Consider the following 12,478-nt stretch of genomic DNA (forward strand, 5'->3'; position numbering starts at 1 on the left):
CTTATTCCTGTTGTAACTCTACATTGTATCGTGCCCTGTGATAGATCATGGCACGCACACGAAAGTCCGTTCGACTGTTAATAATTTGGTAGATCAATCTGGCCTGTTTGTCGTTGGGCCAATTAATATCTAACCTACTATGAGTTGCCGTTACTACCTCTATAATAGGCTGTATTTTGGCAAGTATTTCGTCTTCACTCAATGTAAATAAATCTTTTGGTAGGACAAACACGCCGGGAGTTTGCTCTATATTAGCGCTTTCTTCTGCTGCCAAATGGTCACTGATCTGATCTTGAGTTGGCTGTCCAGAAGCACTTCGAGTTGGCTTTTTGTGCTCTTTGGGTTGGCTACGATTGAAGCGTAAATCGGCGATGCGAGAAGCGAATTCGTCAATCAAGGGGTCTTGCGGATTCACCGAAGAAGCGCTTTCCAAGAACTTCTGCGCACTGACATACTGACCTTGCAAGGCTTTTTGCCATGCCCAATCTGTGTAAGTTTCGACGATTTGTGCGATGCCCTGAATGGCATCGAAGTTACCCGGATCTCGTCCTAGTGCCGCTTGGAAATACAGATTGGCATTGTCATCTTCAGGGGTTAACAGACGATCCGCCAAGTAGGCCTTGCGACCTTTTTCAATAAGCGACCGCGTTAGCTGCTGTGCTGGTGTGAGCGGCTGCTGCGCTGGTGTGAGCGGCTGCTGTACAGGTGTAGTCTGCTCTGCTGGCGAAAGCGTCTCGACAGGCGTGATGACGGCTATTTCTTGGGCGTCGACTTCGGCACTGGAAGCCAGCTCAAGGTTGCCATCAAAGTTCATTATCTCAGCCTGTTCTTGGGGGTCAGCAACGAGGGCCGAGTCTTCATCCAAAGGGCTCGTGCTGCCATTTGGTTGCACCGCCGTTTGCTGACACGCTGTTAAAAAAAACGCAGCAAACAGTAAAGATATTTGCTTTATACTCAATTTCGCCCCTTACAATTGGCAACTTTCGATTGGATTGATAGTCTACCCTCTTCACTCGAGGTGATAAACGATGACTTTATCACTATTTGGCTTTCTCTATTTATTGAATGTATTTATGCGTCTGATCCTTGCTTTTTATGCTTTACTGTTTCATCTGTCTGCGTTTGCCTTTACGTTTGCCCCCACTAGTCCATTTGAGCAAGCACAATTTTTACCCGCCGAGCAAGCTTTTCAGCTATCCGTCAGCGCACCACAAGAGGGGCGCTTTAACGCCACCTGGGAGATTGCCGACGGTTATTATTTGTATCAGCAGCGTTTCAGCTTTTCTGGCCCTCAAGCGAATCATTTATACTTTGCCCCCTTTCCTCAAGGTGACGCTCATGAGGATGAATACTATGGCAAGGTGACCATTTATCGTCAGCAGTTGCGTTTGCCCATTTATTATGATATTCAGCTGCCCGCGGGGACTAAGGTTCAAGCCAATTTGCATTTTCAAGGCTGTGCCGATAAAGGTTTGTGCTATCCACCCCAAAGTATGCCCATTCAATTTACTGTGCCTGACGCCAATCACCAGGCCGCTGATAAAAAACCGACACCATTCTCTTCAACACAAGCGTCAACAAAACCGACACCATTCTCTTCAACACAAGCGTCAACAAAACCGACACCAGAAACAGCAACAGCAACTAAAACCAAAGTCACACCATCCAGTGCCCAACAGGTCATTCATGCTTTGCAACAAGAGGCTTGGTTTAGCAGTCTGTGGTTAATGTTTGGCTTGGGCTTACTGCTTTCTTTCACGCCTTGCGTACTTCCTATGGTGCCAATCGTCAGTGCTATTGTGTTGGGCAAACCCACTCAACCAGCAACAGAGAAAAGGTTAACCGCCAGTTTGCGCGGTCTGTATTTAAGCAGTGCTTATGTATTAGGCATGGCTCTCACTTATGCAGCAATAGGCGCTTTAGTGGGCTTACTAGGGTTGAGCTTTAATTTACAAGCTCAGTTGCAAAACCCCATGCTGATTGGTGCCAGCATTTTGTTGTTTGTGTTGTTGGCCTTGGCCATGTTTGGTGTCTATGAACTGAGTCTTCCTACTCGTTGGCAGAACAGCTTACAAGAATCACCGCTTTTCTCACTCGCTTCCAAGCGCGCTGGTTTGACGGCCTTTATGGCAGGTATTTTAGCCACGTTAATTGTCTCACCTTGTGTCTCCGCACCGCTTGCGGGGGCGCTTTTGTTTATCAGCAGTCAAGGTGATGCAGCCTATGGGGCACTGGTTTTGTTTATCATGGCGCTGGGTATGGGCACGCCTTTACTCTTGGTTGGGGTCTTTGGTGCCAGTATTTTACCTAAGCGCGGTGCATGGCTAGACGAAGTTAAGGTCATCATGGGATTTGGTTTGCTGGCGGTGGCGATTTGGTTATCACGGGCTTGGCTGCCAAACGGGGGCGAACTCTTCTTGTGGGCCTTGTTCGCCCTTGCGATGAGTGGTTACTTTATACACAGAGGCTTAAAAGTGGCATCCCACCCGATACGTTGGTTATTGGCAATGGTGTTTTTCCTATTGGGCAGCATACAATTGGTCGGCGGATTAAGTGGCGCGACCTCACCTTTGCAGCCTTTTAGTGGCTTTACTTCCCATGCAATTATTCAAGACAATTCAGACAGGATTTTATCAGCGTCCCACGACAGTCTATTTGATGCACAGATTGGCAGTTTGGCTGAACTGGATCAACTCGTTAAGGACGCGGACCCACGCCCCATGGTATTGGACCTGTATGCAGATTGGTGCATCAGTTGTCGTACCGTAGAAGGCATTTTGGCGTCCAATGCAGCACAACAGCCTCTTGCTCAGTTACGTTTGATTAGAGTGGATGTCACAGACAACACAAAAGACAACCAAGCCCTCATGCAAAAATTCCAACTTTATGGACCACCATCATTGATCTTTTTGGACAATCAAGGAGCTTCTTTACCTGAATTGGCTTTAATAGGTGAACCCAGTCGACAAGAACTTATCGAACGTTTAGCCGCTTTGGCCGCACTAGGTGAAGAATAACGGCTTTTTTCACTGCAAAACGCCCCTAAAAAAGGCAAGTTTACCTTAGGTTATTTTTTAAACAACTTTGTCTTTTTTGTGATTTTTCCCCGAAGAACTGGACAATATCCCGCTTTTTATTGATAATCCGCTTCAGTTACAAGCTTTAACATTTCTGTTTTTTGTCATTCTAGTTTTGTCTAAAGCGTTTTTACGTTAACTACAATTTACAACCCTCAGTGTGCAATACACTGAAACACTAATACAGACAGAAGAGAGTAAACATGGATATTCGTAAAATTAAAAAACTAATTGAACTTTTAGAAGAGTCAAATGTATACGAAATAGAGATCAAGGAAGGCGAGGAAGCCGTTCGTATTAGTCGTGGTGGTTCACAGGTTGTTACTTCAGTTGCTGCTCCAATCGCTGCACCAGCACCGATTGCCGCACCTGTTGCTGCAGCCGCTGAAGCAAGTGCTCCTGAAGCACCTGCCATCACTGGTCATGCAGTGAAATCACCAATGGTCGGAACTTACTACAAGTCCTCAGCACCGGGTGCTAAGCCATTTGTAGAAGTGGGCCAAAAAGTTAATGTTGGCGATACTATTTGTATCGTTGAAGCCATGAAGATGATGAACCAAATCGAAGCGGACAAAGCTGGCACAATTGGTGCCATCCTAGTCGAAGACGGCGAGCCTGTTGAATTTGATCAGCCTCTCGTTACTATCGTATAACCCAACAAATAGGTTTCATCATGCTTGATAAGGTATTGATTGCTAACCGAGGTGAAATTGCGCTACGTATTTTACGTGCGTGTAAAGAACTCGGTATCAAAACCGTTGCGGTTCATTCGAAAATTGACCGTGACTTATTACACGTTCGCCTTGCAGACGAATCTATCTGTATTGGCCCAAACCCATCTACTGAAAGTTACTTGAAAATCCCAGCTATTATCAGTGCTGCGGAATTGACAGACTCGTCAGCCATTCACCCAGGCTACGGTTTCCTTGCAGAAAATGCGGATTTCGCAGAGCAAGTGGAAAATTCTGGGTTCACTTTTATCGGTCCGAAAGCGGAAACCATTCGCCTCATGGGTGACAAGGTTTCTGCCATTAAGGCCATGAAAGAAGCCGGCGTTCCAACCGTGCCGGGGTCTAATGGTCCTGTGCCTGCGGATCCAGATGAGTGTCTACGCATTGCCAGCGAAATCGGTTATCCGGTTATCGTCAAAGCAGCCGCCGGTGGCGGTGGTCGTGGTATGCGTGTGGTTCACAACGAAGCCAGTCTATTGAAATCCATCAGTGTTACCCAGTCTGAAGCCGGCTCTTATTTCGGTGACAGTACGGTTTACATGGAGAAATTCCTCACCAACCCTCGTCACGTTGAAGTGCAAGTGTTGGCCGATGGTCAAGGCAATGCCATTCACCTTTACGATCGTGACTGTTCTTTGCAACGTCGTCACCAGAAAGTATTGGAAGAAGCGCCAGCGCCTATGCTTGATGAAACCTCTCGCCAAGCCTGTTTGCAAGCTTGTGTCGACGCCTGCATCAAGATCAATTACCGCGGTGCAGGAACCTTCGAATTCCTCTACGAAGATGGTCGTTTCTACTTCATCGAAATGAACACTCGTGTTCAGGTAGAGCACCCAGTAACAGAAATGGTTACCGGGGTGGACATTGTGAAAGAGCAATTGCGTATTGCCAGTGGCTTACCACTGTCTTTAAAACAAGAAGACATCAAGCTGAACGGTCACGCGGTTGAATCTCGTATCAATGCGGAAGATCCGAAAACCTTCATGCCAAGCCCGGGTAAAGTGGAATACTTCCACGCGCCAGGTGGTATGGGCGTTCGAGTGGATTCTCACCTTTACAGTGGCTACTCAGTACCACCAACTTATGACTCCATGATTGCCAAAGTCATTTGTCATGCAGCGGATCGTACTGCAGCACTGAAACGTCTTTCTGGTGCGTTAGATGAAACCTTCATTGATGGCATTAAGACCAACATTGCGCTGCAAAAAGAGCTAGCCAATGACGCTAACTTCATCGAAGGTGGCGTAAACATCCACTATTTGGAGAAAAAGCTCGGTCTTTAAAGATCGACGCTCAGAGTCTGACGGGTAAAAGATTCGTCAGACTCTGTCATTTTCCGCTCGCCTCTCGCAACAAGCTTCGTTATTCTATTCCTGTAAATTCATTGTTGGACATCATTTTATGCCTTGGTTGCAAATACGAATTCACACGACGCCCGACCACGTTTCTGCTTTTGAAGACACCCTACTAGAATGTGGCGCTATGGTGGTTACCTTTGAAGACATTCATGATGATCCTATCTACGAACCTGAACTTAACACCACGCCAATGTGGAAAAATACTAAAGTGACAGGTTTGTTTGAAGCGGAAGCCAAAGTCGATGAAATTCGTCCTGTGGTAGAGCACAAAGCACTCGCCATAGGCGAAGAAGACATTGATCTAAAAATCGAAATTCTGGAAGACAAGGACTGGGAAAGAGAATGGATGGACAATTACCATCCCATTCAATTTGGTGAGCGTTTGTGGGTTTGCCCAAGCTGGCGTGATGTTCCGGATCCCAGTGCTGTCAATTTGATGCTGGATCCAGGCTTAGCCTTTGGAACCGGTACTCACCCAACCACGGCCTTGTGCTTAAAATGGCTCGACAGCATTGATTGCCAAGACAAAACCATTATAGATTATGGCTGTGGTTCCGGTATCTTAGGCATTGCCGCCTTATTACTTGGCGCGAACAAGATGGTGGGCATTGACATCGACCCGCAAGCGGTTGAAGCAACACAAGAAAATGCTTCTCGCAACCAGATTGACCCAAGCCGTTTGGAAGTGAAATTGCCACCTTATGAAACAGACTTGCAAGCCGACATAGTGGTGGCGAATATATTAGCAGGCCCATTGGCTCAGTTAGCCCCCACCATTGCCGCTCTGGTAAAGCCGGGTGGGCAGTTGGCTTTATCAGGTATTTTGGCGAACCAAGCGCAAGAAGTCATCTATGCTTACCAAGATTGGTTTAGCATAGAAAACGTCACCGAGTGCGATGAATGGGTTCGCATTGTTGGCACCAAACAAGCCTGATGATTGAATCGTTTATTAAATACATTGCTTTAAATACATTGCTTTGACTGAAGGAATACATTTGCCCATGGCCAATAGCTTAACCACACGTTGCCCAAAATGTTCCACTGCATTTCGTGTCAGTGATGAAGTATTGAGCATGGCCAAAGGGAAGGTTCGCTGCGGTCAGTGTTTCCATATTTTTGATGCCAAGCAAGCCAGTGTGAAAGCAAGTGTCGACGAAGCGAATAAAGCGCCTCAGCAAGGGGCGTCAGTAGCCGCTAAAAAGGCTACGACAAAGACTGCAACATCCTCATCTAGCGAGGTAGACAACCGACTGGCTCCTGCGGATGATGCCGTGAATCCGGATTGGCTCAGCACCTTATTTATCGATGAAGATTTGCAACCTGCCACTGATCATGGCGCACAGCAAAAACAAAACGCTCAGCAGAATCGCTACCAACAAAGAATTCACCAAGCCAAGACTGAAACAGTTAACACAGAAACAGCAAAAACCGCCGCCAACAACAAGGAAACAACATTCGAGTTGGCCCCTTGGGAAGTGGAACTGGCCGAAGTGGAAGCCGCCTTGCAAGCGCGACCAAAAAGCGCAGAAAAGCCGACTCCCGCTGCTGCTGAAAAAGCCGCACCGAGTCGTGCTCAAGCTGCGAATAAATCGCCAGCAACGTCAGCCAAACACACCAATACGGCATCCCAAGTTTCTAACAAGATGGCAAACGCCTCCAGTAATATGGCAAAAGCGGCGAAAGCGAGCTCTATAAATGCAGAAAGAGACGCAGAAAGTGCCGCCGAGCCAGACTACATGATGGCTCTACACTCACTGGCACAAACAGCCTCAGAGCAAACACGTCCACCCGCTGGGGCTCAGCAACACAGTTTCTTAGAGCAACTCTCCGCTCAGCAAAGTTTGGCACCACTACTGGAAGAAGCCAAAGCCAAGGCTCATGAGAAACGCTCTCATCCTTGGCTATGGTTCATTGCCATTGTCTTGGGGCTGGCCATATTAACAGGACAAGCAGCCAACCATTTCTTTGATGAAGGCAGTCGTTCATCACATTTTCGCGGTTTTTATCGCATGCTGTGTTCTTATACAGGCTGTACTTTACCCAGATTTGAAGACGTCAGCGCCATCTCCATTCAACACGTACGTATTCAAAGCCACCCAAGCATTCCCAATGCCTTAATGGTCAATGCCATCATCACCAATAACAGTGCTTTTTCACAGCCCATGCCCAAAATCGCCTTGGAATTCTTTGATCTTAACGGCAAACCCGTTGCCGCACGTTTGTTTGCACCCAGTGCCTATCTACACAAAGACTTTTTAGACATTACTTTCATGCCGCCTAATACGCCAATTCATTTGGTGATTCCCATTCAGGATCCGGGTGCAAGGGCGGTGACGCATGAACTAAAAGCCTTTCCGGCGGACACTCGCTCCTACTAATAACCGCCATTTTTAAAAGAAAAAACACCATTTCTGTATAGCATTCCTGACAGATGCAAAAAAAGCACAAAAAATAGTCAATTTTTCATCTGTCAAGACTTCAAAAATAGAAATTGCCTAGGTATTATTCTCGCCCGCTCGACACAGTCGAAGATCTTTAACATTCAATCCAGTATTCAGGAACATCATGGCATTTGCTATTGGCCCATATTGCGTTGAAAAGCCCGTTATTCTTGCCCCTATGGCAGGGGTAACCGATTTGCCTTTTCGTCGCCTCTGTCATGACCAAGGCGCAGGTCTAGTGGTCTCAGAGATGGTCACATCCGATGTTCGACTTTGGCAATCCAATAAAAGTCGTCATCGCCTAGTGCACGATGCTGAAGTGTCACCTAGGTCAGTACAAATTGCCGGTGGCGATCCGCAAATGATGGCCGAAGCGGCTCAGCAAAACGTAAAACTCGGTGCGCAAATCATCGATATCAACATGGGCTGTCCAGCAAAAAAAGTGTGCAACAAGGCCGCAGGTTCTGCCCTGTTGAAAGACGAGTCGCTGGTTCGTGACATACTGGAAACCGTTGTAAATAGTGTGTCCGTACCGGTAACACTGAAAATACGCACCGGCTGGAGTGAAGAGCAAAAAAATGCCCTTACCATTGCTAAAATGGCAGAAGACATTGGCATTAAAGCCTTGGCTATTCATGGCCGTACACGCGAATGCAAGTTTCAAGGCACCGCCGAGTACGACACCATAGCGCGAGTCAAGCAAGCCATTAGCATTCCAGTATTCGCCAATGGCGATATTAAGGACGCGCAAACCGCGAAATTCGTTAAGGATTATACGCAAGCGGATGGCATCATGGTTGGACGTGCAGCACAGGGCAAGCCGTGGATTTTTCGTGAGATTAATCACTATTTACACACTAATGAATTGTTGGATCCACCCTCTCTTGAAGAGGTAAGCGCATTGGTTATTCAGCATGTAGGTAACCTACACGAGTTTTATGGAGACTATCTTGGTCTGCGCATTGCTCGTAAACATGTTGGCTGGTATTTGCAAACATTGGCAGATAACACGCAGTTTCGCAGTGTGTTCAACCGTATTGATAATACGCAAGAACAACTGGATAAATTGGAAGCATTCTTTGTTGGTCACTAGACCAACAAATTGGTACTTAATGCATTCGTCACTGAACACATTTAGGTTCGATGACGAATGCCATTATTAAATGGTTAGCTTTAAAAAAAGAGAAGGTCATTCCGTGGTAGAACAAACTCAAACTCATACGTTTCAAGCCGCTTCTTCAGATCAGTCACAAACCCTTCGTGACAATGTTGAGAAAGCACTACAAAACTATTTCGCTCATCTTGATGGGCAACCAGTGACTGACTTGTACCAATTGGTACTTGCTGAGGTTGAGGCGCCTCTGCTTGAGTCAGTGATGAGCTACACCAAGGACAACCAAACCAAAGCATCCACCCTCCTTGGCCTTAATCGAGGAACTCTACGCAAAAAATTAAAGCAGTACGGCATGCTGTAAACATTTTAAAAAAGGGCGAAGTTCGCCCTTTTTTTTGTTTTTCCCCTTATTCATTTAATGTTAACTACATTGCGAGAACCATGATGGCAAATCAAAACACTGTGACTCCAATCAAGCGCGCGTTAATCAGCGTTTCCGACAAAACAGGCATTGTCGAATTCGCTCGTGAATTGGCCGCTCAAGGCGTTGAAATTCTCTCCACTGGCGGTACCTATCGTTTATTGCTAGAAAATCAAGTCCCTGCGATTGAAGTATCAGATTACACAGGCTTTCCAGAAATGATGGACGGTCGTGTTAAGACCCTACACCCAAAAGTACATGGCGGTATTTTGGGTCGTCGCGACATAGATGGCGACATCATGAAAGAGCACGGTATCCATGCCATTGATATGGTGGTGGTCAACCTTTACCCATTCGAAGCGACCATTGCGCGCCCAGATTGCGATCTCCCCATGGCCATTGAAAACATCGACATCGGTGGCCCGACCATGGTTCGCTCCGCCGCCAAAAACCATAAAGACGTAGCCATTGTGGTCTCCCCTAACCGCTATGCAGACATCTTAGCCGCTTTGCAAGTCGATGGCGGTCTAACCTACGAACAACGTTTTGATCTTGCCGTTCAAGCCTTCGAGCATACGTCTCATTATGACGGCGCCATTGCCAATTACCTTGGCAAAAAAGTGGCTGGCGGTAGCGATGACTTTGCGCGTACCTTTAATTTACAGTTTAACAAGCAAGAAGAAATGCGCTACGGTGAGAACCCTCACCAAAAAGCCGCTTTCTATGTGGAAGCCAATCCACAAGAAGCCTCTATCAGCACAGCTAAGCAGCTGCAAGGCAAAGCGCTTTCATACAACAACATTGCTGATACAGATGCGGCGCTGGAATGCGTGAAAAGCTTCCAAGAGCCCGCTTGTGTGATAGTAAAACACGCCAACCCTTGTGGTGTGGCGACGGCCGCAAGCCAGCTGGAAGCGTACGACTTAGCTTTCCAAACTGACCCGACTTCGGCATTTGGCGGCATCATAGCCTTCAACCAAGCGTTGGATGCGCAAACCGCGCAAGCCATCATTGACCGTCAGTTTGTTGAAGTCATTATTGCCCCAAGTGTTAGTCAAGCGGCCGCTGACATTGTGGCAGCAAAACAAAACGTACGCTTACTAGAGTGTGGTGAATGGTCAATAGACAAGCCTGCGGCACTCGATTACAAGCGTGTTAACGGTGGTTTATTGGTACAAGATCGTGATGACGGCGCCATTACTTTGGACGATCTTAAAGTCGTCTCTAAACGACAACCTTCACCTGAAGAGTTAAAAGACCTATTGTTCGCTTGGAAAGTCGCCAAGTTCGTTAAATCCAATGCCATTGTGTACGCCAAATCCGGTCAAACCATCGGCGTGGGCGCAGGTCAAATGAGCCGTGTTTACAGTGCCAAAATCGCCGGTATCAAAGCGGCGGATGAGAAGCTTCAAGTAGCAGGCTCGGTGATGGCATCAGACGCCTTCTTCCCATTCCGCGATGGTATTGATGCAGCGGCGCAAGCGGGCATCACAGCCGTCATCCAACCGGGTGGATCAATGCGTGACGAAGAAGTCATTGCCGCTGCTGATGAAGCAGGTATGGCTATGGTATTCACCGGCATGCGCCACTTCCGCCACTAAAAAATGACCCGCTAAGTTAAATGATCACAGCGCTGCTTATAGGTAGGAGCGCTGTTTGATAAAAAGGATGAGACAATGAAAGTTCTTATTATTGGTAACGGTGGTCGTGAGCATGCTTTGGCATGGAAAACCGCTGAGTCTGCCCAAGTCGAAAAAGTGTTTGTGGCACCGGGTAACGCTGGCACAGCAAGCGAGCACAAGGTTGAGAATGTTAATATCGGCGTCACAGATATCGCTGAGCTTGTGGCTTTCGCTCAACAAGAAAAGATCGATCTGACCATTGTGGGTCCAGAAGCGCCATTGGTGATTGGCGTGGTAGATGCCTTTGAAGAAGCGGGCTTAGCTATCTTTGGCCCAACTCAAGGAGCGGCCCAACTGGAAGGCTCGAAAGCCTTTACCAAAGATTTCTTAGCGCGTCATAACATACCGACAGCGGCCTACGGCAACTTTACTGAAATCGCCCCAGCGGTGGCTTACATTAAAGAACAAGGCGCACCTATCGTGGTGAAAGCCGATGGTTTAGCGGCGGGCAAAGGGGTGATCTTGGCGCAAACCGAAGACGAAGCCATTGCTGCCGTAGAAGACATGCTACAAGGTAATGCTTTTGGTGATGCCGGTAGCCGTGTGGTCATTGAAGAGTTTTTGGTGGGCGAAGAAGCCAGCTTTATTTGCATGGTCGATGGGGAAACTGTATTACCCATGGCCACCAGCCAAGACCATAAAGCCCGCGATAATGGTGATAAAGGCCCCAACACTGGCGGCATGGGTGCTTATTCTCCCGCCCCTGTGGTGACCCCAGAAATTCACAATCGCATCATGAATGAAGTCATTATGCCAACCGTGCAAGGCATGAATGCCGAAGGCAATCGTTACCGTGGCTTCTTGTACGCTGGCGTCATGGTTGCTCCAGATGGCACACCGAAAGTTTTGGAATACAACTGCCGCTTTGGTGATCCTGAAACCCAACCTATCATGATGCGTTTGCGTTCAGATTTGGCTCAAATGTGTCTGGCCGCGATCCAAGGTGAGCTTGATAGTGTGAAAGCAGATTGGGACCCGCGTGCCAGCTTAGGTGTGGTACTGGCTGCTGGCGGCTACCCTGCAGACTACAATAAGGGCGATGTGATTGCTGGATTGGACACAGTGTTACCAGCGCACCAAAAGGTCTTCCAAGCGGGCACAGCCAACAAGGATGGTCAGGTGGTGACCAATGGTGGTCGGGTATTGTGCGCCGTCTCCTTAGGCGATACGGTCGCCCAAGCACAAGCGGGGGCTTACCAAGTTGTTAACACTCTGTCATGGGATAAGGTGTATTTCCGCACCGACATTGGTCACCGCGCCATTGCTCGTGAGAAAAATTGAGACTGAGAAAGTCTATGACTATCTAATGAGTAGAAAAAAGGCTTCCTCGGAAGCCTTTTTTGATAGCCTAATATTGAATTAAGCTATTGCTTTAATTTGTCCGCTTTCTTGTCTAACCAAGCCTTAAATACTCTGCCTATTTCCAAGACGAGTAGACCAAAAATCACGCCAGCCATCCAATCGAGTGCCAACAAGAAACCGAGCGTCGCTATCAAACCATAGCCGTAGATATAATTGGTACGCTTTTCTGGGTTGGCCGAGCGCGTAAACCATGTCACCAGTAAAAGTAACAAGCAGAACCAAACATAATGTTCGAGCAAAAATGGATATAGCATTCAATCCCCTATCTAGTTAATAATGATAGCCTTTACAG

Annotated in this window: 11 protein-coding genes; 9 read left to right on the forward strand and 2 right to left on the reverse strand. The window is 47.4% G+C overall.

The genetic code is table 11. From position 1 onward, the window contains the following. Position 1: 1 nt before the first annotated feature. Positions 2–958, reverse strand: coding sequence for a hypothetical protein (locus ABXS85_RS06100; protein ID WP_353669152.1), 957 nt, complete (start codon positions 956–958; stop codon positions 2–4). 70 nt (positions 959–1,028) lie between these two features. Between ABXS85_RS06100 and dsbD the strand changes: the two genes are divergently transcribed. The 9 genes from dsbD to purD all read left to right on the forward strand — a co-directional run bounded on the left by dsbD (position 1,029) and on the right by purD (position 12,105). Continuing rightward, a complete protein-coding gene (gene dsbD, locus ABXS85_RS06105) occupies positions 1,029–3,017 on the forward strand; it encodes a protein-disulfide reductase DsbD (RefSeq protein WP_353669153.1) in 1,989 nt (662 codons plus the stop codon). A 263-nt stretch (positions 3,018–3,280) separates the two neighbouring features. After that, positions 3,281–3,730 (forward strand): acetyl-CoA carboxylase biotin carboxyl carrier protein, encoded by a 450-nt coding sequence (gene accB, locus ABXS85_RS06110; protein WP_353669154.1) that lies wholly within the window; start codon positions 3,281–3,283, stop codon positions 3,728–3,730. 20 nt (positions 3,731–3,750) lie between these two features. Further along, positions 3,751–5,091, forward strand: coding sequence for an acetyl-CoA carboxylase biotin carboxylase subunit (accC, locus tag ABXS85_RS06115; protein WP_353669155.1), 1,341 nt, complete (start codon positions 3,751–3,753; stop codon positions 5,089–5,091). A gap of 118 nt (positions 5,092–5,209) precedes the next feature. Beyond that, positions 5,210–6,100, forward strand: a complete 891-nt coding sequence (gene prmA / locus ABXS85_RS06120; protein ID WP_353669156.1) for a 50S ribosomal protein L11 methyltransferase — start codon at positions 5,210–5,212, stop codon at positions 6,098–6,100. 67 nt (positions 6,101–6,167) lie between these two features. Further along, complete coding sequence (locus ABXS85_RS06125) at positions 6,168–7,544, forward strand: DUF3426 domain-containing protein (RefSeq protein ID WP_353669157.1); 1,377 nt, start codon at positions 6,168–6,170, stop codon at positions 7,542–7,544. Positions 7,545–7,728: 184 nt separating this feature from the next. After that, the gene (gene dusB / locus ABXS85_RS06130; RefSeq protein WP_353669758.1) at positions 7,729–8,700 is read left to right on the forward strand and encodes a tRNA dihydrouridine synthase DusB; all 972 of its coding nucleotides are present in this window, start codon (positions 7,729–7,731) and stop codon (positions 8,698–8,700) included. 103 nt (positions 8,701–8,803) lie between these two features. Continuing rightward, the gene (fis, locus tag ABXS85_RS06135; protein ID WP_353669158.1) at positions 8,804–9,082 is read left to right on the forward strand and encodes a DNA-binding transcriptional regulator Fis; all 279 of its coding nucleotides are present in this window, start codon (positions 8,804–8,806) and stop codon (positions 9,080–9,082) included. Positions 9,083–9,165: 83 nt separating this feature from the next. Continuing rightward, positions 9,166–10,743: a bifunctional phosphoribosylaminoimidazolecarboxamide formyltransferase/IMP cyclohydrolase gene (gene purH / locus ABXS85_RS06140; RefSeq protein ID WP_353669759.1), complete on the forward strand. Its 1,578-nt coding sequence runs from the start codon at positions 9,166–9,168 to the stop codon at positions 10,741–10,743. Positions 10,744–10,818: 75 nt separating this feature from the next. Further along, positions 10,819–12,105, forward strand: a complete 1,287-nt coding sequence (purD, locus tag ABXS85_RS06145; RefSeq protein WP_353669159.1) for a phosphoribosylamine--glycine ligase — start codon at positions 10,819–10,821, stop codon at positions 12,103–12,105. A gap of 83 nt (positions 12,106–12,188) precedes the next feature. On the opposite strand, the gene ABXS85_RS06150 is transcribed toward purD, so the two are convergent. Then, on the reverse strand, positions 12,189–12,440 hold the full coding sequence (locus ABXS85_RS06150) for a hypothetical protein (RefSeq protein WP_353669160.1): 252 nt from the start codon (positions 12,438–12,440) through the stop codon (positions 12,189–12,191). Positions 12,441–12,478: the final 38 nt, after the last annotated feature.

The sequence above is a fragment of the Marinomonas sp. THO17 genome, from assembly GCF_040436405.1.
Lineage (GTDB): Bacteria > Pseudomonadota > Gammaproteobacteria > Pseudomonadales > Marinomonadaceae > Marinomonas.

Bases quoted from the DNA above. Each gene is read 5' to 3' on its own strand.
- ABXS85_RS06150 (WP_353669160.1), bottom strand. From the start codon at position 12,440: ATGCTATATCCATTTTTGCTCGAACATTATGTTTGGTTCTGCTTGTTA.
- prmA (WP_353669156.1), top strand. From the start codon at position 5,210: ATGCCTTGGTTGCAAATACGAATTCACACGACGCCCGACCACGTTTCT.
- accC (WP_353669155.1), top strand. From the start codon at position 3,751: ATGCTTGATAAGGTATTGATTGCTAACCGAGGTGAAATTGCGCTACGT.
- purH (WP_353669759.1), top strand. From the start codon at position 9,166: ATGGCAAATCAAAACACTGTGACTCCAATCAAGCGCGCGTTAATCAGC.
- ABXS85_RS06125 (WP_353669157.1), top strand. From the start codon at position 6,168: ATGGCCAATAGCTTAACCACACGTTGCCCAAAATGTTCCACTGCATTT.
- dsbD (WP_353669153.1), top strand. From the start codon at position 1,029: ATGACTTTATCACTATTTGGCTTTCTCTATTTATTGAATGTATTTATG.
- accB (WP_353669154.1), top strand. From the start codon at position 3,281: ATGGATATTCGTAAAATTAAAAAACTAATTGAACTTTTAGAAGAGTCA.
- purD (WP_353669159.1), top strand. From the start codon at position 10,819: ATGAAAGTTCTTATTATTGGTAACGGTGGTCGTGAGCATGCTTTGGCA.